The 23,584-nt window shown below is 37.4% G+C and carries 17 protein-coding genes; 7 read left to right on the forward strand and 10 right to left on the reverse strand.

The window, feature by feature from the left end:
* Positions 1-72 precede the first annotated feature (72 nt).
* Both PPBDW_RS08400 and PPBDW_RS08405 read right to left on the reverse strand, forming a co-directional pair.
* On the reverse strand, positions 73-765 hold the full coding sequence (locus tag PPBDW_RS08400) for an MOSC domain-containing protein (protein WP_036794762.1): 693 nt from the start codon (positions 763-765) through the stop codon (positions 73-75).
* A gap of 182 nt (positions 766-947) precedes the next feature.
* A complete protein-coding gene (locus PPBDW_RS08405) occupies positions 948-1,529 on the reverse strand; it encodes a hypothetical protein (protein WP_052671572.1) in 582 nt (193 codons plus the stop codon).
* Positions 1,530-2,383: 854 nt separating this feature from the next.
* Between PPBDW_RS08405 and PPBDW_RS08410 the strand changes: the two genes are divergently transcribed.
* Together PPBDW_RS08410 and PPBDW_RS08415 are read left to right on the forward strand one after the other, a co-directional pair.
* Positions 2,384-3,082, forward strand: coding sequence for a DUF2786 domain-containing protein (locus PPBDW_RS08410; protein WP_036794764.1), 699 nt, complete (start codon positions 2,384-2,386; stop codon positions 3,080-3,082).
* Between the two features lie 296 nt (positions 3,083-3,378).
* A complete protein-coding gene (locus PPBDW_RS08415; protein WP_036794766.1) occupies positions 3,379-4,683 on the forward strand; it encodes an inosine/guanosine kinase in 1,305 nt (434 codons plus the stop codon).
* A gap of 41 nt (positions 4,684-4,724) precedes the next feature.
* Here PPBDW_RS08415 and PPBDW_RS08420 read toward each other — a convergent pair whose 3' ends face one another.
* From PPBDW_RS08420 to PPBDW_RS08440, 5 genes are all read right to left on the reverse strand, one after another.
* Positions 4,725-5,513 (reverse strand): ETEC_3214 domain-containing protein, encoded by a 789-nt coding sequence (locus PPBDW_RS08420; protein ID WP_107225652.1) that lies wholly within the window; start codon positions 5,511-5,513, stop codon positions 4,725-4,727.
* A 22-nt stretch (positions 5,514-5,535) separates the two neighbouring features.
* Complete coding sequence (locus PPBDW_RS08425; protein WP_181950643.1) at positions 5,536-6,984, reverse strand: transglycosylase SLT domain-containing protein; 1,449 nt, start codon at positions 6,982-6,984, stop codon at positions 5,536-5,538.
* A 77-nt stretch (positions 6,985-7,061) separates the two neighbouring features.
* On the reverse strand, positions 7,062-7,670 hold the full coding sequence (locus PPBDW_RS08430) for an LPP20 family lipoprotein (RefSeq protein ID WP_181950650.1): 609 nt from the start codon (positions 7,668-7,670) through the stop codon (positions 7,062-7,064).
* The gene (locus PPBDW_RS08435; RefSeq protein WP_054262030.1) at positions 7,670-8,611 is read right to left on the reverse strand and encodes a hypothetical protein; all 942 of its coding nucleotides are present in this window, start codon (positions 8,609-8,611) and stop codon (positions 7,670-7,672) included. The genes PPBDW_RS08430 and PPBDW_RS08435 overlap by 1 nt, the downstream gene beginning before the upstream one ends.
* An 81-nt stretch (positions 8,612-8,692) precedes the next feature.
* On the reverse strand, positions 8,693-9,727 hold the full coding sequence (locus PPBDW_RS08440) for an LPP20 family lipoprotein (RefSeq protein ID WP_156312887.1): 1,035 nt from the start codon (positions 9,725-9,727) through the stop codon (positions 8,693-8,695).
* Between the two features lie 567 nt (positions 9,728-10,294).
* Here PPBDW_RS08440 and PPBDW_RS08445 point away from each other — a divergent pair.
* A complete protein-coding gene (locus PPBDW_RS08445) occupies positions 10,295-11,728 on the forward strand; it encodes an amino acid permease (protein ID WP_036794777.1) in 1,434 nt (477 codons plus the stop codon).
* Positions 11,729-11,818: 90 nt separating this feature from the next.
* Here PPBDW_RS08445 and hrpA read toward each other — a convergent pair whose 3' ends face one another.
* Positions 11,819-15,700 carry an ATP-dependent RNA helicase HrpA gene (gene hrpA, locus PPBDW_RS08450; protein WP_412457828.1) on the reverse strand — a complete coding sequence of 1,294 codons (3,882 nt, stop codon included), beginning with the start codon at positions 15,698-15,700 and terminating at the stop codon, positions 11,819-11,821.
* Positions 15,701-15,963: 263 nt separating this feature from the next.
* On the reverse strand, positions 15,964-17,355 hold the full coding sequence (locus PPBDW_RS08455) for an MATE family efflux transporter (protein ID WP_036794779.1): 1,392 nt from the start codon (positions 17,353-17,355) through the stop codon (positions 15,964-15,966).
* A gap of 126 nt (positions 17,356-17,481) precedes the next feature.
* On the opposite strand from PPBDW_RS08455, the gene PPBDW_RS08460 reads away from it, so the two are divergent.
* The 3 genes from PPBDW_RS08460 (at position 17,482) to PPBDW_RS08470 (ending at position 20,000) form a co-directional block, all read left to right on the forward strand.
* On the forward strand, positions 17,482-18,342 hold the full coding sequence (locus tag PPBDW_RS08460; protein WP_036794781.1) for an AraC family transcriptional regulator: 861 nt from the start codon (positions 17,482-17,484) through the stop codon (positions 18,340-18,342).
* Between the two features lie 123 nt (positions 18,343-18,465).
* Positions 18,466-19,440 carry a zinc transporter ZntB gene (locus PPBDW_RS08465; RefSeq protein ID WP_036794783.1) on the forward strand — a complete coding sequence of 325 codons (975 nt, stop codon included), beginning with the start codon at positions 18,466-18,468 and terminating at the stop codon, positions 19,438-19,440.
* 104 nt (positions 19,441-19,544) lie between these two features.
* Entirely contained in the window at positions 19,545-20,000 is a 456-nt protein-coding gene (locus PPBDW_RS08470; RefSeq protein WP_036794785.1) for a tellurite resistance TerB family protein, read from the forward strand.
* Positions 20,001-20,066: 66 nt separating this feature from the next.
* Here the strand turns inward: PPBDW_RS08470 and PPBDW_RS08475 are convergent, their stop codons facing one another.
* On the reverse strand, positions 20,067-22,466 hold the full coding sequence (locus PPBDW_RS08475; protein WP_036794787.1) for a helicase-related protein: 2,400 nt from the start codon (positions 22,464-22,466) through the stop codon (positions 20,067-20,069).
* 198 nt (positions 22,467-22,664) lie between these two features.
* On the opposite strand from PPBDW_RS08475, the gene PPBDW_RS08480 reads away from it, so the two are divergent.
* Positions 22,665-23,561, forward strand: coding sequence for a 1,4-dihydroxy-2-naphthoyl-CoA synthase (locus PPBDW_RS08480; protein ID WP_036794788.1), 897 nt, complete (start codon positions 22,665-22,667; stop codon positions 23,559-23,561).
* Positions 23,562-23,584 lie beyond the last annotated feature (23 nt).

Below are 23,584 nucleotides of genomic sequence, written 5' to 3' on the forward strand. Positions count from 1 at the left end.
AGATCGTTATTGGTAATAAAGTAAAATTTAGGGCCGTTATTTTTAATAATGGCTACCCTAAAACTCTTGACGTTATAAAGTTTCCTCATGACCTAATAACCGAAAATCCCAACGCTCCACTTCCTGACTCTCAAGGCGAGCTATTACCTTACATTTCCAGCTTTCTGACAATTTACATTGTTGTTTTAACATCAAAAGTTTATTCTGATTTAACGGATCACCAAAGAAAATATCGCAAACTTCACGTAACGTCATCGCATTAGGCTCCTGAGCAATTAATATCAGAGGCTCATCGACACTCACCATTCCAGCTTGAATAACACGATAAAACCAACCACAACGACTTACCTGCTGCATATCAGCAGAAAAGTTATCGATACCCCACCGTTTATTTAATTTAAAGCATGGTGAGCGAGGTTGACTTACTTCAATAACGGCTTCTCCCCATTGATAACGGTCTCCTAAGCAAACTGTTTCCTCTGTCATACCGTTAGAGCTTAAGTTTTCTCCCATTCCAGGAACGACCCAATCCATAATTGAACTATATTTTTGTTGCCAATAAGCATAATGCTCTGAAGGATATTGATGTAACGCACGCTCACACCCACCATGATGACGTAAATCTGCACATTCATCACCTTCTAGTCCTTCAAACGAAAGATATAACCGCCCCTCAACTAAATACTTATTTATCGCCGTTTTCAGTCCGTAACAATACTCAACATTGCCACTATAAATACTATTAAGATAGATTTCCTTTTTCATACTGCCTCATTTACTTGTAAGTCTCACTTCCAACTTATATAGAAACGATGAAGAGTCAAATATTTTAGTTATTATTTCAGTCCCTTATGTTTAAACGGTTTACATAGGCTACTAAAACAATAGTAGCCTATATAAAAACAATGTACCTTTATTAATAATATGAAAATACTAACGATAGTCTGTTATTGGAAATAATAGTTTATTCCCATTGTGACAGTTTGATCATCTTTTTGGGTGGTTTTAATACCATCTTCATATTTATGATCTTTAAGATGGACGTTATAATGGTAACCAAGTTCAAATCCTATTTGCTGATATCTATATTCCGCACCAATTTGGGCTCCGATTACAGGGCCATTTATCATTATTTTATCAACTTTATGGGCAGCAAATTGATATCCCGCCATTGCACCAGCTGTAAGATTTATATTACGTGCTATCGGAAGTAAATAATCATACTGTGTAAATAACATATTGGTATGAGCGTATTGTGAAGGCTCACCAGCTTTAAACTCACCAAAAGTATAGCCGAACTTAACCCTATGATGTTGCTTCAATATAGCACCAGCACCCACTGTGTATTGATTCGCAGCATGTGTCTTAAATTCAGTCGGCCCATAATTAAATACAGGTTTTTTTAAATATGTACCATAATTACCAAAAACAAATTGCTGGGGGTTAGTTTCATCTGCGTGAACAGCACAAGATGCAAGTGCTAATAACGGTACACAAAACTTAAGTGGTATTTTTGAAATCATTGACATTTTACTAATCCTTTACTTTAAATATTTACATCTGATTTTATATAAGAAGAAATGTGACAAATATACTGTTGATAGCATTTACACGTATAATATAAAATAAACAATAACTATAAACCAAAACACATATAAGCATATTATCGTCATAAATTAATTACACATAATTCATTCCTAATACCAATAGGCTACTCTTTAATTTGTGTTTTTAAATGACGTAAAGTTAAGATGGCGTCAATTCCGCGTCAGTAATTGATAGAATATTAATAAACAAAAGCGTTTTTGTGTTACCGCTGAATATATACTTAACGATTAAAGCAATTATTATAAATACTCTCTCCAATAAATTAATTAACTGAAAACATTTATTCGTAGTAATAAATACATATTAAATAAAATTAATATTATTATTTTATAGATAAACACTAATTCCTATTAAATTATCTTTTATCTAAATCAACAAGTAAGATAATTAGATTTATTATGCTCTTTACCATAAGTTACCTCGCTGCAACTTACGGTTGATATGCAGACTATGTTGCCCTTTCTCGTTTGTATTTATTATATTCAATTAGGAACACTGTTCACTGTGAGCGATCCTGAATATTTTCGTACCTCAACTTTGAGATGACGAACGATCGGTCAGTGTCTTATCCAATGATGCGACTAAATGATAGATTTTTTACAAAACATGTCTCTTAAACAACACATTTTTATACTTTAATTTGGTTATTTATGACTAAATATCAATCTCCTATCGCAATTAATATCAATTAGCACAGTTATCACAATTACATACTTGTAGTATGAGGCTATAAAGCGGTAAAATATGTGCCCTCTTTTAGTCATGAGTATGTTTAATGTCAGAACAGAAGCGAAAGGCCCTCAAGAAAATTGCAAAATGCCTTGAGTTGGGTAATTCAGCAAATGTAAACGAAGCAGCCCAAGCCATTCGTATGGCTCACCGCCTCATGCTTAAATATGGTCTAGAAAAAGACGATATTGAATTCATTAAGATGGGCAAAACAAAGTCAAAAACATTATTACCGACAGATATTAGCTCACAAATTCTGAAAATTATTCGCGGTATTAATCGTCGCTTTGGGGTTGAGTGCGTTCTCACTAATTACAAAGGATTAAAGCAAGCTGAGTTTATCGGAGCAGCAGAGCGTGCGATTTTCGCAGCATTTGCATTTGATATTGTTTACCGTGAAATGAACCAACAAACAGGTCAATTCCGTAATAGCTTTGCAGGAACAGGAACTAGCACCCAAGAAGTAACCCGTCGCGTGTCCTCATTTCTTGCTGGTTGGATTGAAGGCGCACTAGAAAAACTGCCAGTGTTAAATACCGATGATGACCATGACCAACGCATGGCAAACTACATCGATAAGCAGTTTGAAAATTTAGACAGAGAAACGTTCAAGAAACAACTTCAAGAAGCAATGAAAGCATTAACAGATGATTACGAAAAAGGCATGAAAAAAGGCCGTTCTATTTCAGTAAATCGACCTGTTGGTGGTACAAGTGCTCAACAAGAACTAAAACGCTTAAACTAAATTTATTGTTTCCGAATAAAAAAAGTCGCTTTTGCGGCTTTTTTTATAAATAGCTCTTCTAACAACCAGTTATAGCAATAAATATACATCCTTAATTTATAATTAAAAATACGAATTGAACAATAAAAGCACCATCAAACTTGCGTTATTAGCATCTAACCATAGCTTTTTGAACAAGTCGTTTAAAAAAGCGGCAAAAGAATCAATTTCAAGGTAAGAACACTAAAGAAATGGGATTTATCTCTCATTTTCATGATAGAATGAATCAAAATCCCTTATTTCTATAGCCTTTAGACATGAAATTTCCTGGTCAACGTAAGTCAAAGCATTACTTCCCTGTCAATGCTCGCGATCCATTGGTTGTTCAAATTCAACAAGAAAACCCGTTAGCTAAATCACATCTTGTTGGCGTAGGTCAAACGATTGTTGATATTGAAGCGCGCGTCGACGATGACTTCTTAGCCAGACATGCTCTAAGTAAAGGCCACTCTTTAGTTCTTGATGAAGATAAAGCTGAACTACTGTATCAAGAATTAAAAGAACGTAAATTGATCAGCCATGAATACCCTGGCGATACGATTGGTAATACGTTACATAACTACTCAGTTTTAGCTGATGATAAGTCCATTTTGCTTGGGGTAATGAGCAAAGATCTTCAAATTGGATCTTATGCTTACCGTTACCTTTGCAATACTTCTAGTCGTATTGATCTTGATTATCTCCAACCCGTTTGTGGACCTATTGGTCGTTGCTATACGTTGATCACCAAAGATGGTGAACGTACCTTTGCGATCAACGAAGGTCAAATGAACCAACTTAGTCCTGATAGCATTCCTGAATGTGCGTTTAAACAAGCTTCTGCGTTAGTACTTTCATCTTATTTAGTTCGCGGTAAACCCACAGATCCAATGAAGGATGCTGCGCTTAAAGCGATTGAGTTTGCTAAAAAGAATAATGTACCAGTTGTACTTACTCTTGGTACAAAATACGTTATTGAAGACAAACGTGAATGGTGGATTGAATTCATCAAAGAACACGTAACTTGTATTGCAATGAACGAAGAAGAAGCCGAAGCACTTACAGGCGAAACAGATCCACTGATGGCCGCAGATAAAGCGCTAGAATGGGTTGACATGGTATTATGTACAGCGGGTCCTGCCGGACTTTACATGGCAGGTTACACTGATGATGAGTTAAAGCGTGAATCAACGCTGCCATTATTGCCTGGTCGTATCGCTGAATTTAATAAATATGAATTTAGTCGTCCAATGGCAAAAGCTGATTGTGAAAACCCTATTCGTGTTTACTCTCATATTGCACCTTATCTTGGTGGCCCAGTCGAGATTAAAAATACCAACGGAGCCGGTGATGCTGCATTGTCAGCACTACTACATGACATGTCTGCTAACCGTTTCCATAAAATCAATGTACCAAACTCTGCTAAGCATACTGCACAGTTTTTGTCATACTCTTCATTTTCTCAAATTTGCCAATACTCAAACCGTGTAAGTTACGAAGTGCTAATTCAACATGCCCCTCGCCTTTCTCATGGTTTACCAGAACGCGAAGATTGCCTTGAAGAAGCATACTGGGAACGTTAATTTAATAAACCAGCCATCTTAGATAAGATGGCTGGTTTTACTTATTTCATCATCAGTCGATATTCTGTCAATGTTAATATCGCTGATTCGAGATCATTAAGCCCTTCAATACTATACCCATAAAAATTAGGAATGACTTTATTCCGTAAGTTCACAACTAATTCTGAGGCATTATCGCCAATAACAAGCGCTTCAGATAAGCGATAGAATAGTTTTTGTTTTTCTTGATCAAGTGGCATTAAAAACTCACTATAGCCTGCAATAGATGAATAAAGATTACTAAACTCTCCCACTGGATTTTCTTCTATATAATAACTAACAGAGCGTGAAGCATTCACTCGAATATCCGTTACTGATTCTTTTGATGAAAATGGAGTAAATAATAAATTATCGCCACCTGCATGCTCAGAAGTATTTGGAATAAAGTTGTTCTTAGGAAAAACTAAAAAAGCAACAATAGCACCATCTCGAGTCACTGATGACAATATAAATCTCTTATCTTTATAATATTTGATAAAGTCGCCAGATGTCGTTTTTTTAATATATGATGGCGCTCCAAAAGTATCATCTAATAATTCCTCAGACGCTCTCACATAAATCTTACTCAATTTATTATGTGATGGTATATCCGTAAATTGTGACAATGTAATGTTATATATTTTATCTACAGCATCAATCGTGTCATTTAACCCACCAAAAGCAATAGCAACAATCGAAAAAAACGCAATTATTTTAGCCCATTTATGTTTTATTTTATTCTGTGAATTATCGTCATTAATCAGTTTATCTATTACTTCTTTCTTATTTTTTACATCGTTAAATATGACCATTATTAACGTCCTTAATATTTTTCTATTTATATAATGTAATTCTATTATTAACTTTTTTTAAGTAATTTTTAGTTTCATCATAAGGAAGATTTTTTAGTAAATGATCATAAACTTGTTGAGAGCTCATTGAATTAATAACAATGGCAGCTTTATTTATATTAGTAGAACGATCTTTATTAAAGGCTCTAGCTACATTACCAGCCCCAGTGTTATACGCTGCAATCATACAATACATTCTACTTTGTTCATTTGTTATAGCTTTTAAATAACGATTATTTAAAATATTAAGATATGCAGAACCTGTTTCCACATTAACTAACGGCACATATAAATCACTAACTTCCATTGGTGCATCGATTTTGTGAATATATTTATTAACATCATGACCAGCACTTGTTGGTACTACTTGCATTAATCCATAAGCAGGAATATATGATTTAGCATTAGATTTAAATGATGATTCACTGTGTATAATTGCCATAATAAGGGCACTATCTATCAACCAACGTTTGCTTTCTTTATCAACAATAGCCTGATATTGAGCAGCTCTTTTTTGTAAACTATTAGCCGGTAATAATAGATTATAACTAACAATCTTCTTTGGTTTTATTACACTCTCTTTATCATTACTTTTTTCTTTCGCTAAAATATTAAACTCTTTTTTAAATGTAGAATCTAATATCTCTATCTTCATTTTTGATTGACTAGTAATAACACTTTTATTATTTGTTTCAGATGTTGTTAACTTAGGTTTATTCTCTACTCTTTCAATACCTAATTCAGTTCTCTTTTTTTCATATAAATCAACTATTGTTAATAAACGTTTTTTACCCGATTGTAATAACTTTTCTTTTTTATCATGACTCCTCTGATAAATAAATGATGGCGGAATACCCGTTTCAGCTAAAATTAATCGTTCCGCTTGTATATCTAATTGCTGCATTTGAGATTCTATTTGATCGATAACGAAACGTTTTTCTTTTCTCTCATTTTCAAATGAATAATTAACAGTTTCAATACGCTTATCTGCTTGAGATAAATTAACATTAATACCATCAATATGTATTTTTTGTGGTACTAATTGAGCTATTTTTTTTTCATTTATAATTTCATCTGTAAGTACAGAAATAGTTACTGTATTATTATCGTAATCAATGACCTTTTTTACTTGATTATCATCACTGTACTCTACATATTTATTCTTATCTGAAACATCTCCACGCCCCCACTGTTCAATTAATGCAGAACGATAAATATCTAGATCATTAATGTAAGCGTCACGCCATTGTTCATAGCCATCAAGATAATTATTTAACCATAAATGAAACTCTGCCACTTTTTCTTTAGATAGCGAATTAACATATTTTTTTTCTGATTCTAATTCAACGAAGAGATCTTTCGCACTAACAGTATTACTCATTAGCATTGAAGTAATCGCAATAGTTATAATATTTCGGTTTATCAATTCCATGTTTATTATCCTAATCACATAGAAAAAGGTTATCTCAAAGATAACCTTATATTTCATAACACATTACTTACGAGAAACTAAATCTGTTTTAGAGAATCTAATACTTTAGTTAAATTTTCAGCTGCTTTCTCATTGTTGAATTTTTTCCACAATTTTGAATCTTGACCTACTGCAGCCACAACTGAATTTACGTTCGTTTTATAAGCTTGTTCATTCATCCCAACTAATACATATAAACCACCAGTAGGGCTCATCTGACTCATTAGCACTTTGCTATTAATCAGTGATCTTGAAACTACAGTTTTAGTCGCATTTTCAAATGATTCAAATACAGCTTCATTAACACTGTCGATACCATTATTGTTCGCGGTTTCTGTTGTAGCAGACATCGCTTGTTTGAACATATTATTAACGTCAATTTCAAACTGTGATGCCAACATAACACGCGCATCATTCATGGCGACCTTACGCATTACAGATAACCCAGCAGCATTTTTTTTAGCATAACCCATGGCTGCTGTAGATATATCTGATGGCATGACATCGCAAATCCATGCTGGAGCTTTATCTTTTGGAGCATCAGGATAAGTACAAGTCGAAAAATTTTGATTCTCAACAATGGTAGAAGTACTTGCACATGAACTTAATACACCGACGATAAATATTGATAATATTGTTTTATTAATCATAAATCTAACCACATCCCTACTGTACAATTACTATCCATAAGTGGACTACATCCTGGTACAATTTTAGCTGCATCACCACGACGTAATTTTAAAGAAAGATCCTCTTCAATCGCTACCCATGAAAATGTTGGTTTAATGCCATCATTCTCAATATCGACTACATTTCCCTCTCCTATCGTATATGTTTCAATTTCACCTAATTCATTTTTATAAATTTGAGAAAAGATAATATCTGAACCAGGTCGTATTTTCCTATTACTTCCCATACCGATTTTTACCATACTGCCAGCGCTACACTGACGAAGCTCAATAACTGGTGCAATAGGCGCAAGCATCTTTTGTAAATCGAAACTATGCTTTATTGCATTAGTCGCAGCTTCATTAGCCATGCCAACATATTTAGCTTGAGAAATAGGACAATCCGAATCCCGTGTTTCTGTTGAACTTGAATCAGATCCAGAAAATTCAATACGTTCTAATAACGACATATCAGGTAAAGAAATAACTTTTGTGATAGCTTTTACATCAACATCAAATTCACATTTTGATGGATAATATTTTGTTTCTCCATCTTTTGTTTTTCTTTTCCTTTCTTTCTCAAATGAATAACTCAGATTACTTGCTGTTACTTCTGTTATTACAGCAATATCGGCAATCGGCACGCCATTAGTATTATAGCGACCACTTTGCTCCGCTAATTTAATTTCATTTTTTAATTTGCTGGCCAATTTTCTATCAACGACATGACCACCAATTCCTGTAATAGTCGCTTCTAACTCATTGAGAATTACAGCCTTTAACGAATAAGCTGCAGACTCGGGAAAAGGAATATCAACTGGCAATACAATAATTTTCCTATCCTTATTCGGTACAATAGGTACCTCCGCATTATTCATTTCAATTCTTTCTGACGGCAAACATAAGCGATCAGGATCCATCGAAGAACATCCTGAAATTGTCGAAAGTAATGCGACTGCTATCAGTCCTTTTTTAAAAAACACCGTTATACTCCATGTGTACTAGATATTAGAAAACCCTAATGATTGCCAAATTCCCATTTCTACCATACGCTCAGAAAAATGGCGCTCTGCCCCATCTTTAGAAACCTTATAATTCGTTAAAGAATTAGCATTAGAAATAATTTCATTTTTTGATAACGTTTTGCCATTTTTATTATTCGTTATTAGATCTGTAAATTTTGTAGTAATAAATGCATCGCCAACAATAGACTGACGATAATTAGATTTCATGATTATCGTATGCGTTATTTGTGGCTTAGTTTGCTCTATTGTCGCAATACCTTCTAAAGCCAATTGCTTTTGTAAAATACCAATGCTTATTCGATCACGATGATCAGAAACAATTCTAATTAATAACGATGATCTTGCTTTTTCAATTTCAGTCGCTAATTGAGGTAAATAAGTCATCTTATTCACAGGTGTAACATCTAATGCCGATAAAACCCCTACCTTCACCTGATACTGCCGAAATAAATGAACTGCTGTTCTATTAGCTAACCACCAAATAAGCAAATCTTGATGAGCTTTTTGCTGAAGGATCATTTTGGCTCTAACTTCAATTGCAGCAAGATCGGCTTTAAGTTGTTTTTTTATATTCTCGCGTTTAATACGAGCCTGAACAAAAAAACCAGCATCATCTTGTGCTATTTGGAGAAACTCAATACCTGTAAATATCATTTCTGCTGATTGAGTATTAATTCTATTATCTACAGATTGATGACTAAATTGGTTATCATTGACTTGTTTAAATTGCTCAATATATGCTGATGATGAACTTACTTGTGTCCATAACTGCTCATTAATTTGACTTAGAGCAGATTTTTTTGCACTAGATAAACTTCGACCATCTCCAACCGCATAAATATAATCAATATCATTACCTGCAATATTGCTATACCAATCAGGTCGAGTTGTTGATTGACATCCCATCATGAATATAGATAGAAGAAGACAGCAAACATTTAAAATAATTCTATTATTCTGTTTTCTGTCATTTACTCCACATTGCTTAATAGACATATTACTTTTATTCAAAATCCCGTAATCCCTTACACGTAATAGTATTTGGAATAAGATTTTAAAAACAAATACATTAAACCAAAGTCATTGATATTTTTGATATTTTATCAACCTAATAGCATTTTTTTCAACGTATAAATTATATGTAACTTTAAAAATGAGAGGTTGTCGCACATCTGATCTCAATAACCTAATGTCTTTTCGTATTAATCTTCCCTCTTTTAACCAACAATATGTAACTCTATTCAGCAGTTCTCGCCAACGAAATATAATCAATTGATATATCAGGGTTATTTTATTCTTTCTGTATTTAAGCCTTATTTTTTCTACATTTTTCTTTGTTGTTACTGATCTGATAACAACTTTTAACTGAATCACATCGTCGACACACAATGAACAACAAACTGTGACCTAGTTAAAGGAAAACGTTTTCACTCCTATATTTTAGTAAAAGTTTTACTAAAATCCATTTCATGTTAACTAAATTGATAGTTTTAATGTTATTGGTTTAGTGGTTTCTTTCTCGCATCTTTAGATAATTCTCACCTGAATTATCATAAAGTTGATTCAACGGAGGACATTATGTCTGAATCTATGCGCGGTACGATTGGAAAATTTGCTCTACTGTCTATGACATTTGCAGCAGTATTCAATGTCCGAAATATTGTTAATAACAACATCGAATTAGGGTTAAGTTCAGCCCCCATTTTTCTCTTTGCCACGCTAGTTTATTTCATTCCTTTTGTTTTCATTATTGCTGAATTTGTTTCTGCGAATAAAAACTCTGAATCAGGTATGTATGACTGGATCAAACAACCTCTAGGAACGAAAGCCGCTTACATGGGGTCATTCTTATACTGGTTTGTAAATTTATTTTGGTTTATCTCATTGTTACCTAACGTTATTGCCTACGCATCCTATGCTATGCTGGGTTATGAATATGCGTTCTCGCCAATGGTAACCTCAATGATTTCAATTGTTCTTTTTGCCGCTGCCACGCATATTTCAACCAAAGGTGCATCTTGGCTAGGTAAAATTTCTGAAATTGTTGCCTATGGTGTATTTGCACTGTTTGCTATTTACGTTATTGGTGCATTGATGGCGCTAAGTGGCGATACTCCACCAGCAGAACCTATTACTCTTGAAGCAATGACCCCAACCATTAATTGGGCAACATTGGGTATTATGTGTTGGATTTTCCAAGCCGCTGGTGGTGCAGAAACGGCAGCTGCTTATTTGAACGATGTTAAAGGTGGTCAGAAATCATTCATTAAAGTAATTATCGCAGCAGGCGTGATAATTGGTAGCATGTACGCTATTGGCTCACTACTGGTTAACGTATTTGTAGCACGTGGCGATCTAACTTACTCTGGTGGTATGGTTGAGATCTTTACTGGCATGGCACATTACTTTGGCCTTTCAGCAGCATTAGTCGGACGTTTTGTTGGTATCGTACTATTTATTGCAATGTTTGGTGCGATGATGATGTGGACTGCAGCACCGGTTAAAATTCACTTCTCTGAAATTCCAAAAGGTGTTTACGGTGAAAAAACTACTCAGCTAAATAAGCATGGTGTACCAGTACGCGCAGCATGGTGGCAGTTTGGTTTTGTATTAGTCATGCTTATTGCGAACGGCTTTGGTTCTGAATCAGTACAAGAAATGATGAGTACAGCGATTAACTTAACCGCAGGTACTGCAATGTTGCCACCTATCTTTATCATGGTCGCTTACTTTGTATTCCGTTTAAAGCATGATGATACTCCACGCGATTTCCGTATGGGATCACGTATGTTTGGCATGGGTATGGTGTCGGTACTGATTGTTATCTTTATGGTGAGTATGACGGCATCGGCATTCCCTCCAGGTGTAAACCTTGTTAAGGCTTTCTTTATTAATGTCTTTATGACAGCTGTATTTGCAGGGCTCGCTTACTTGTGGATCTCTCGTTTCGAGAAAAAAGCCGCTAAGAAACAGCCTCTGACAGAGACTAAAACAGCAACGCAAACACACTAGCTGTAGATATTCCCCCTGAAAAAAAGGCCGCTGCGGTTATCGCATCGGCCTTTTTATTTATACTATTTTGATTATGCGTTAACTAAATAACTAGCACTCATTAATCGCATTACGAACACGTTTATCAGAAATTGGATAAGGTGTGCCTAACTGTTGAGCAAAGAAACTAACGCGGAGTTCTTCTAACATCCAACGGATCTCTTTTACTTTATCTGGTACAGGCTGCCCTTTCGGGATCTTATTCAATAACTCTTTATAATCATTAACTACTGATTCAATTTTTAAAACATGTACTCGATCTTTATTTGGATCAATCGGTAGTTTTTCCATACGGCGTTCAATTGCACGCATATAACGTAAAATATCGGGTAAACGCTTCCAACCACACTCAGTTGCAAAGCCTTTAAATATTAAACTTTCTATTTGTGCTTTAATATCAGACATTGCAAACGCCATGCGTAAATCAATGCGTCCTTTCAAGCGTTTACTGATATTAAATGCCGTTGTTAGAATTTCTTCTACTTGCTTAGCAATTTCAACTACCGTATCACCGAGTTCAGCACGTACGTACTCTTTCAGCGCTTCAAACGTTTCAGGCTGCCAAGCTAAACCGCCTTTTTGTTCAATCAGCTTATCGATACCACACGCAATGCAGTCATCAATAAGATCTAGCACACGACCATACGGGTTAAAGTACAAGCCTAACTTTGATTTGTTTGGCAAGTTTGAGTGCAAGTATTTAATCGGTGACGGTACGTTTAATAAAATCAAACGACGTTGACCGGCTTGCATTGCGTTATGCTGCTCTTCTTCGGTTTCAAATAGTTTGATACCGACTGAATCTTTATTATCCGTTAGCGCAGGGAAAGCTTTAACTTCAAAGCCACCACGTTTTTGCTGATAACGCTCAGGTAACGCACCAAAACTCCACGTTTTCAAACCCTCTTGTTCAATATCATCATCAGCTACTTGTGATAATGTTTCTTGAACTTTTTCTTTTAGGTTATCTTTTAAGCCGTAAATATCTTTGCTTTCACGTAACTTACGATTGTGATGATCAACAGCACGATAGGTAATTTTAAGGTGATCAGGAATTTGCTCTAATTTCCAATCTTCGCGAACTAAGGTCACACCCGTCATACGTTTAAGTTCTTTCTCAAGCGCATCTAATAATGGCATTTCCATTGGCTTTACACGCGCAAGGAAAGCATCAGCATAGTTAGGCGCTGGAACAAAGTTACGTCGTAACGTCTTAGGCAATGATTTAATTAATGCAACCACAAGTTCATGACGTAAACCAGGGATCTGCCAATCAAAACCATCAGGTTTAACTTGGTTTAAAATCGCTAGCGGTACATGAACAGTAACACCATCGTTATCTTCACCAGGCTCAAATTGATAACTTAACTTTAGTTTTAAGTTACCTTGGTGCCAGAAGTTAGGATAATCGAGATCTGTTACATGACTGGCATCACCACGGAAGAGCATTTCACGTTCAAAGTTAAGCAATTCTGGATTTTCTTTTGAGGCTTTTTTCCACCAACTATCAAAATGGCGCCCAGAAGTTACTTGTAAATCAATACGTTGATCATAGAACTCAAATAGCTCATCATCATCAATCAAAATGTCACGACGACGAGATTTATGCTCAAGTTCTTCTACTTCGCGCAATAATTTACGGTTTTGCTGATAGAACTTATGCTTAGTATCCCAATCCCCTTCAACCAATGCTGAACGAATGAATATTTCGCGTGATAATGCAGGATCAATATTACCGTAGTTAACCTTACGCTTACCTACGACAGGAATACCATAAAGGGTAACTTTTTCAAACGCATGTACTGCGGCTGATTTTTTCTCCCAATGTGGCTCACTGTAGCTACGTTTGATCAAATGTTCGGCTAATGGCTCAACCCATTCTGGCTGGATTTTTGCACCAATCCGTCCCCATAAACGTGAGGTTTCAACCAGCTCTGCAACCATAACCCATTTGGGTTGCTTCTTAAAAATGCCCGATCCTGGGAAGATATTAAAGCGAGCATTACGCGCACCTTGATATTCATTCTTCTCTTGATCTTTCATACCGATATGCGATAGCAAACCACTAAGCAGAGCAATATGGATGCCGTCATAGCTAGCTTCATTACCATTCATTTTTAACTCAAGTTCTTTGACTACTTGATTAACTTGGTAATAAATATCCTGCCACTCACGGATACGTAAATAGTTTAAGAACTCTTTTTTACATAAACGGCGAAAATGATTATTGGATAATTCTTTCTGCTGCTCTTGAATATAATTCCATAAGTTTACAAAAGTAACAAAATCAGAATCTTTATCGTAAAAACGACGATGCTTTTCATCTGATTGTTGCTTCTTATCTGATGGACGCTCACGCGGATCTTGAATAGATAGCGCACAGGCAATGATCATCACTTCACGCAATGAGCCTGTTTTAGGTGCTTCTAAAACCATTCGAGCCAAACGTGGATCAATCGGTAAACGGGCTAACTGACGACCAAGATTTGATAAACGCTTACGTGGATCAGTCGCCTTAGGGTTAATTGCCCCTAGTTCTTCTAGCAGACGAATACCATCTTGGATATTACGATTATCGGGCGCTTCAACAAATGGGAAGGCTTGAATATCGCCCAAGCCAATCGCTGTCATTTGCAGAATAACGGATGCTAAGTTAGTACGTAGAATTTCTGGGTCGGTAAATTCTGGGCGTGATAAGAAATCATCCTCAGAATATAAACGAATACAGATACCTTCTTGCACACGGCCACAACGACCCATTCGCTGATTAGCACTCGCTTGTGAGATCGCTTCGATCGGTAGACGCTGTACTTTAGTACGGTAACTATAACGACTAATACGCGCAGTACCTGGATCGATAACGTACTTGATTCCTGGTACTGTTAGTGACGTTTCCGCCACGTTGGTCGATAGCACAATACGACGACCAGAGTGTGACTGGAACACTCTATTTTGTTCATTAGCTGATAAACGTGCATACAAAGGTAAAATCTCAGTATGACGTATGTTACGTTTTTCCAATGCATCAGCGGTATCACGAATTTCACGCTCACCGTTCATGAAGATCAGAATATCGCCCATGCCTTCATCGCACAGCTCATCAACCGCATCAAAAATAGCATCCAGCTGATCGCGATCAGTATCATCACCATCTTCAACCACAGGACGGTAACGCACTTCTACAGGGAAAGTACGGCCAGATACTTCAATAATAGGCGCATTATTAAAGTGCTTTGAAAAACGCTCAGGATCGATAGTCGCCGACGTAATAATGACTTTTAAATCTGGACGTTTCGGCAATAATTCGCGTAAGTAACCCATGATAAAGTCGATATTAAGGCTACGTTCGTGCGCTTCATCGATAATGATGGTGTCATATTGACTTAAAAAACGATCATGCTGAATTTCAGCCAGCAAAATACCGTCAGTCATTAGCTTAACGTGACTACGCTCAGAAACTTGATCGTTAAAGCGTACTTTATAACCGACATGCGAACCAAGTTCACATTCCATTTCCTCAGCAATACGGGTGGCAACAGAGCGCGCAGCAAGACGGCGCGGCTGAGTATGACCAATCATACCGTGAGTACCACGACCAAGCTCTAGACAGATCTTCGGTAACTGAGTCGTTTTACCCGAGCCAGTTTCACCAGCAACAATAACCACTTGATTATGTTTAATCGCCTCTGCTATATCGTCTTTTTTCTGGCTAACCGGCAATTGAGCTGGGTAAATAATTTTAGGACGATGATGACGGCGTAAATCTACCATTTGCATCGATTTAGCAATATCTAACGCAATTTCATCAAATACCGCGTGCTTGGCTTTTTCATTTTTAATTCGTGCCGCACCTTGCACACGTTTGTGCAACCGAAAACGATCGCGCATCATGCAATCTTTAATCGCGGCTTTTAACGTTTTTTCATTATTCAAAACGTCTGGTTGAGTTTGATTAGACTGACTCAATGTTATTCCTGACTTTTCAATGACTAAGTAAAACTCAACCTGCAAGTTTTAAGCATGTGTTGAGTATAGATATACTACAAAATTTTTTGTTAATTCTATCACAAAATCAGGCCATTGCAGTGTGCTAAAAAGACAATTACCCACAACACCATAATCCATCATAAAAAAAGCCCATTTGCTTGCATACAAATGGGCTATATCTTGCTTATAAACAACACTTTTACTAATAACTATACCGATACTAATACTTGGTCGTGATCATTAACCAAATTCGCTAGCCACTTACGACCTCGAATACGATAAGCTGTTAAACCAACTTTAACGACTTCTTCTGCCAAAATAGCCATTAATACCCAGTGCAAAGGCCAACCCAAAAACACACCAGTAAAAATAGCCAGTGGAATACCTATTCCCCATTGACCAAATAAATCAATGAAAATGCTGTATTTAATATCACCACCACTGCGTAATACGCCACCAATACCTACCATGTTAAACACTTTTAAGAATAATCCCAACGCCAGCACCATGGTCACATTTAGCGACATTGCTAAGTTCGGCGTATCAGCCCGTTGCAACCATAAACTCACAGTGTCACTTGCTAACCAAATCGCAATACCCAACACAAATGCCATTGAAACGCTAAGCGCGATAAAAAACCATGATTGATGCCAAGCACGTTGGTAATTTTCTGCACCTAATTCATGGCCTAAAATAGTCGATGCCGCAACAGCAAAACCAATGAAGGCAGAGATAAGAACCCCCTCTATCGGTGATAACAAGCTGATAATAGCCAGTTCAGTCACTCCCAACTGAGCAAAGATAACACTATAAACTAAGACTCCCATTGCCCAACCTGCATCATGAATGATCATTGGTAATGCAATAGCAAAATAACGTTTACGTGCATGTGGCGTTTTAGCTGTATTAATATCAATCGCTTGAGGCAAGATTTCTCGATGACGATAATAGGTCACGACTAATAAAATAACTGTTTGAATACCACGCGAAATCGTCGTCCCTAACGCAGCGCCAGCTACACCCATTTCAGGAAAGCCATATAAACCAAAAATCAATAATGCATTTAGCGTCGCGTTTAATAACACTGCCACTAAACCAACATAGGTTGGCATTTTGGCTTCACCTACTGCACGCAATGCCGCTTCTAATGGCACCACAATAGCGGTAAAAATAATGCTCCAACCGCAAACGTAGAGGTAATCTCTAGCATGGAGAACAAAATCGGCTTGATCACTAATCACACCAACAATTTGCTGTGGAAATAAACGGTAGATAATCGCAAAAGGCAATGTAAACACAATTGCACACACCCAAGATTGCAATAGGGTTCGTCTTACACCGTCCATTCTACCAGCGCCAAAATATTGAGCAGCGAGCACCCCAACGGCACCACTAACACCGACCACCAGCAGCAAATTAAAAAAGAAGATACGGTTGCCAATACCTACAGCCGCAACTGAAGATTCACCTAATTTAGAAACCATAAGTACATCGACTAAACCCAATAATGCAAACAGCATTGACTGCATCGAAACAGGTAATGCTAATCGCCATGTTTTTTGCCAAAAGTTTTTATCTGCAGATGTACGCCATGTTGTCATGATTAAATACCCAATTTACGGTTTCGTTGTGACAATGATCATACCTAGTGTTACGAATTTACGGTTATTCTAAGTAATCAAAAACGTTTGCCAAACTATCAACTTTAATTAAATAAGGACTTTTTAATGGCATGGTTTGAACATTTGAATATTTCACCGCTGTGTCAATCAATCATTATTGACCAAGTACAATCATTAGCATTAGAACAAAAGCATATTATTCAATGTGGCGTTAATTACGGTAAAGAAGCCTTTACTATTTACCGACGTAACCCTGACATGCACATGCTATTGTTCACCATAAAAGGACGTGGAATGCTAAGCAGTACAGATAAGCAATGGGACTTACAACCCGGTCATGTTATCTATGTTCCACCTGGATATGAAAACGGCTTTGATATCAATCCCGATGATAACAATGATCTTATTTGGGATATGGCATGGGTTATGTTAGAACAACATAACTACTGGGATCAGCGTTTACCCCATGAAATAACCTACCATCAATCACAATCAGGAGAATTATTGTTTCAAACTATCAGTTGTCTTCAACAAGCTCTCTGTTTGGGTTACCCGTTAGCCGATCAGCTTTCAACGAATATCACCGAACAACTTTGTTTACTGGTTGCCAACCGTACCGCACCCCATTCACCGTTAGCCCTACAGCGATTAGAACATGTGTTTCAACACGCTAAACGGCAATTACATCATCCTTGGCAAGTAAAAGATCTCGCTGCAATGTACCCTTGTTCCGAACCGCATTTACATCGTTTATGTCAGCAATACTATAATCATGCACCGATTGAACGCTTAACCCATCTACGTATGGAGCATGCTGCGGGGTTATTAACCACGACTTCATGGCCAATTCAACATATCAGTGATTTTTGCGGTTACCCTAATCCCACTAATTTTAGCACTCGGTTTAAAGTTTGGAGTTCTTTTAGCCCACGCCAATTTAGAACTCGATTTCAGACTAAATCTTGAGCAGTAAACTCTAGAATTAATAAGCTTTATTTATTTTATTTTCTATCGATGACTTATATCGGTTAAGCTTATAGTCATAAAATAAATAAGATTTAAGTACGAATGCTATTAAAGGGAACCACCATGCCAAATTGCTTTGCTTACTGTTATCAACTCAATAGCGATCATCCCAAACAGGCACTAACCCTTGATAAAATTAATAACTGGCAAGCAAATGATGGCTTGTTGTGGTTACACCTTAATTTTACCCAACCACAAGCACAACAGTGGATACAGCAAAGCCATCTGCCTGATATCGAAAAAGACTCACTCATTAACGATCGTGATCGCCCTCGTCTTAATCAAACTAAAGACGGATTTTTTTTAGCGTTACGCGGTGTCGATATTGATAAAGATGCACAAGCTAAGCCGTCGGATAAAATGCTTTCTATCCGTGGCTATTTTACTAAAAGCCTCATTATTACCACTTCAAATCAACCGGTTGTGGCTATCTCACGTATAGCAGCTCATATTGAAGGAGGGTTTGGCCCAACTTCTATTGGCAACTTTATTTTAAGTTTATGCGATCATCTCGCGAGTCATAAAATGAAGGTCATTGATACGCTTGATGAGCAATTAACTGAACTCGAAGACCAAGTGATGACAGATAGTGGAATGAATCTACGTAATAATATCGCCGTCTTACGCCGCGAAACCGTTAAATTACGTCATTCTGTTACACCTCAACGCGACGCATTAGCAAAATTGATCACTATTGAAACACCACTACTTTCTTTATCTGAACGCCAAAAAATCCATGAAGTAAATGAAAAAATCAGTCATGCGCTAGATGATCTTAATGCCATTCGTGAACGTGCTAATGTGACTCAAGAAGAATTAATGAGTCTGCAGTCAGAAGCTTTAAATCAGCGTTTATATTTTCTCTCTCTAATCACCACCGTATTCTTACCGCTCGGTTTTCTAACAGGTTTATTTGGGGTCAACCTTGATGGAATTCCTGGGGCAGAAGATCATTTATCATTTTCAATCTTCTGTGGATTATTAGTCGGAGTCTTAATTCTACAGCTCGCATTATTTTATCGCCGCAAATGGATATAACGTATAAAACTGCAAACGTATATTTAGCGACTTTCATTTTTATAGCATCTCGATATAAACTTAGAAGTTAGTTATACGCAATTATCATCAAAATAAGGGCCACAATGTTTTCAACATTACGAACTTTGTTTAGACAAGTTATGAATGAAAGTGCAAGTGCTGGCGCAGTCGATACGCCGACACTGAATTTAGCGATGGCCTCACTTTTATGTGAAGTAGCTAATGCAGATCATGATCGTGACCCACGAGAAGAACAAGCAAAAACACAACTATTAATTAAGCTGCTTGATACAACAGAAGAGCAAGCAACAATATTACTTAGCCAAGCACAACAACAGAGCCAACAATCAGTATCTTTGTATGAATTCACGAATAAATTACGTGAATTATCACAACCTCAACGTTACCAACTGATTGAAGCAATGTGGCAAGTAGCTTATGCCGATGGTGTTATTGATCCTCTTGAAGAAGCCGTGATCAGACAAGTCTCTGATCTGATCTACTTAGATCACTCTGAATATATTCGCGCAAAAATCAATGCAGGTAAATTAGCGTCATAATATAATGCGTAATCAAAGCAATACCACGGTAGTTATTTGCTACCGTGGTTATTATTTACAAGAAAATTAGTGAATATCAATGGTACGACTCGCTTTCTTATATTTAATCCGCCACCCCTGCCAGCGTGGTAACTCCCACCGCTTAGGATCTTGCTTACGATTACCGTGCTGATAATGAGCAATAACGGTTTTACGACTGATTTGATACTCTATCCGCATCTCAAAATCATTCAAATTAACACTGTGAGGGTATTGATTATCAAACTCTTCACGTTCCCAGTTAGGAATCCCCTCAAAAATAAAATCCTCGGCACTGAATAAAGCAATATCATCAATTGTTTCAATCCCAAGATCTGCAATTTGTTGTGATAACCACAACGTTAGATCAACCACCTCTGGCTCTCGCTGACAAATATCAGCTTGATAACGCCCTAAACCTAAATATAAATTCCATTGTCTAATATCAATGCTTAAGCGCGCAGCTAACCCTTCTAATACTTCATTGGCTAAAATCAAATCAACAATAGCAGCACCAGCCGCCTCACCACTAACGTCTTGCCATTGAGTATCAATGACTCGTCCTGCATAAACTCGTTCAATGGCTGTTTGAAAGTGGCCAGCACTGGCTTCAACGGTTTGTCCTTGTTGTTTATCACCCAAATCAAGCGCCACCATTTGTGACAACGTCACTGGGGCAACGCAAGTGGCTAACACAATATTTTGCTTGATGCCTTTTCCAGGTAAAGCAAATTGATCAAAAACTACCGCTGCGTCAGTAGACTGATCATGTTCTATACCAAATAAGGTATCACGACTTAGTGTTACTTCATTAAAGCCATTGCCTAATGCTTGTCTACGCCGCTGACGACGTACATACACCAGCTCAGGAACAGCGGCTATTACAGCTTCAATCCATGGCTGACGACGAAATGCACTAGCCACTTCTAATTGTGGTAATTGTAGCACTTCTCGCATTTTAGCTGCTAACAGTCGCGCTTCTGCACGCATATTGTCATCAACTGTTAGCCATTCAGGCACCGCATCTGCTCGCACAATTTTAATTAATGCCGTAGCATCACAGTATTGCTGCCCAAGCCATAACCATAATGCTTGTTGATCTTGCTCTGATTTAGGGGGTTGCCATAATTTTTGTGGAATAGATAATGCTGCCGCTAGATCAACCATCGCTTCTTGATGACGGCGATCTGGCATTGCTGTTATTAAATGGGCAAATAAACTATCAATTGGTAACTGATACAAACGACGACCATAATCAGTGACTACTTCATCCGCAGTTACCGCATTCATTGCTTGTAATGCTTGAAATGCACTTGCTAATGTTTTTTCAGGTAAAGAATCAATAAATGATAGCTGTGAAAATTGAGCATCACAGCACAAAGCAGCTAAATAAGGTTCAACCAATTCTTCACGTTGTAATTCTGCTGGTGTTAATCGTTCCAACGGTGCAGCTTTACCATATAAACGTAAACAAACTCCATCTTTCACACGACCAGCACGCCCTTTACGCTGTTCAGCACTCGCGTTTGAAATTGCATGTAATGATAATACCGTCCGTCCATTACGCTGGTGGGTACGACGTTCTAATCCGGAATCAATGATCAACGTTACACCGGGAATCGTTAGTGATGTTTCAGCAACATTAGTGGCTAAAATAATACGTTGCTTCTCGCTTGCCGTTAATGCTCGTTGCCGTTCATCATCAGTAACAGAAGCATGTAATGGAATAACATCCATCTCATCAGCGGCAACTGCATCAGTAAAATAACGTCTTAGTGCTTGAGTTACGGCAGTAATTTCTTTTCTACCAGGTAAAAATACTAAAATATCTTGATGAGCATCATAATGCTGACTCACTAATTTAACGATTCGTTGCTCTAGATGATCACCACTGGGCATGGTTTGGTTATCATTCGCATGGTAATAAACATCTACCATGAAATTACGCCCTGCTGCATGTAAGTGAGTCGCCTCTAAATACTCAACAAGGCGTTGGCTATCCATGGTTGCCGATGTCGCTACCAAGCGATGACTTTGACGCTGCTTTAATAATGCAAGCAGTAAATCAGTATCCCAACGACGTTCATGAAATTCATCAATAATCACAGTATCAAAATGCGCTAGCTGATCATCACTTAACCAACGTAAAGCGACACCGGGTGTTGCAAACACTACCTGTGTATTTGCATCAAAATGTTGTTCAAAACGGATTGCGTAACCTACTGAAATCTGAGATGGATTTGCAGTCTTGGTGGTTAGGTATTCCGCTAATGAGGTACAAGCGACTCGCCGTGGCTCAACCACCAGCACTCGGCCTAATTCTGCTGCCCATAATGGTAAACGGGTTGATTTTCCAGATCCTGTTTCAGCTTCAACCACTATATGCTGTTGAGATAATGCCGCTAAAAAATCGGGCTTAATACTATCGATAGGCAATGAAGAGTACATAATTCAATCTATTACTGATTTTGACTACCTTATTGTGACAATATTCAATGGTATTGTCATTGTACAGCTTTCATAGTTGCTGATTACATAAACAATCAGTAGTTAATTTCAGTAAATATGTCAGTTTATCCCCACAATAATTGACTTTTTGCTGTAACTCCCTAGCCTTACAGAATCAACTTATGGAGGCTGCGCCGTATGACTAGCAAAACCATTTTTAACCCTGAATTATGGGAAGCCGTTCCGGGCTTTAACTTTGAAGATATCACTTACCATCGTGCTAAAGCGCATGGCACTGTACGTATTGCCATTGATCGCCCTGATTGCTTAAATGCCTTTCGTCCTAAAACTGTCGATGAACTTTACACCGCGCTTGATCATGCTCGTCAATGGTCGGATGTAGGCTGTGTGTTAATTACGGGTAATGGCCCATCTCATAAAGGACAGTGGTCTTTCTCATCAGGTGGTGATCAACGTATTCGTGGTAAAGATGGCTATAAATACGAAGGCGCTGAAGAAGGTACTGCTGATGTTGCTCGTATGGGTCGATTACATATCCTTGAAGTACAACGCCTTATTCGCTTTATGCCTAAAGTTGTAATTGCTGTTGTCCCTGGTTGGGCTGTTGGTGGTGGTCATAGTCTGCATGTTGTGTGTGACTTAACCCTAGCTTCTAAAGAGCACGCAGTCTTTAAGCAAACCGATCCTGATGTTGCATCATTTGATTCTGGTTATGGCTCTGCATATTTAGCGAAAATGATTGGTCAAAAACGAGCTCGTGAAATCTTCTTTTGTGGCTTTAACTACAGCGCTCAAGAAGCCTATGACATGGGTATGGTTAACAAAGTGGTTGATCATTTTGAGCTTGAAGAAGAAGCACTTCGTTGGGCGAAAGAAATTAATAGTAAATCCCCAACAGCAATGCGCATGCTTAAATATGGTTTTAACTTACCTGATGATGGCCTTGTCGGTCAGCAATTATTTGCCGGTGAAGCAACACGATTAGCTTACGCATCGGAAGAAGCTCAAGAAGGCCGTGATGCTTTCCTTGAAAAACGCGATCAAGATTTCAGTAAGTTCCCTTGGCATTATTGATCCCAATAACAGCAAAACAATAA

This window comes from Photobacterium kishitanii, assembly GCF_000613045.3.
GTDB classification, from domain to species: Bacteria; Pseudomonadota; Gammaproteobacteria; order Enterobacterales; family Vibrionaceae; genus Photobacterium; species Photobacterium kishitanii.

Coding starts and splice junctions, on each gene's coding strand:
- PPBDW_RS08445 (WP_036794777.1), top strand. CDS start 10,295: ATGTCTGAATCTATGCGCGGTACGATTGGAAAATTTGCTCTACTGTCT.
- PPBDW_RS08420 (WP_107225652.1), bottom strand. CDS start 5,513: ATGGTCATATTTAACGATGTAAAAAATAAGAAAGAAGTAATAGATAAA.
- PPBDW_RS08400 (WP_036794762.1), bottom strand. CDS start 765: ATGAAAAAGGAAATCTATCTTAATAGTATTTATAGTGGCAATGTTGAG.
- PPBDW_RS08465 (WP_036794783.1), top strand. CDS start 18,466: ATGCCAAATTGCTTTGCTTACTGTTATCAACTCAATAGCGATCATCCC.
- PPBDW_RS08475 (WP_036794787.1), bottom strand. CDS start 22,466: ATGTACTCTTCATTGCCTATCGATAGTATTAAGCCCGATTTTTTAGCG.
- PPBDW_RS08410 (WP_036794764.1), top strand. CDS start 2,384: ATGTCAGAACAGAAGCGAAAGGCCCTCAAGAAAATTGCAAAATGCCTT.
- PPBDW_RS08435 (WP_054262030.1), bottom strand. CDS start 8,611: ATGGATCCTGATCGCTTATGTTTGCCGTCAGAAAGAATTGAAATGAAT.
- PPBDW_RS08480 (WP_036794788.1), top strand. CDS start 22,665: ATGACTAGCAAAACCATTTTTAACCCTGAATTATGGGAAGCCGTTCCG.
- PPBDW_RS08470 (WP_036794785.1), top strand. CDS start 19,545: ATGTTTTCAACATTACGAACTTTGTTTAGACAAGTTATGAATGAAAGT.
- PPBDW_RS08415 (WP_036794766.1), top strand. CDS start 3,379: ATGAAATTTCCTGGTCAACGTAAGTCAAAGCATTACTTCCCTGTCAAT.
- PPBDW_RS08455 (WP_036794779.1), bottom strand. CDS start 17,355: ATGACAACATGGCGTACATCTGCAGATAAAAACTTTTGGCAAAAAACA.
- PPBDW_RS08460 (WP_036794781.1), top strand. CDS start 17,482: ATGGCATGGTTTGAACATTTGAATATTTCACCGCTGTGTCAATCAATC.
- PPBDW_RS08425 (WP_181950643.1), bottom strand. CDS start 6,984: ATGGAATTGATAAACCGAAATATTATAACTATTGCGATTACTTCAATG.
- PPBDW_RS08405 (WP_052671572.1), bottom strand. CDS start 1,529: ATGTCAATGATTTCAAAAATACCACTTAAGTTTTGTGTACCGTTATTA.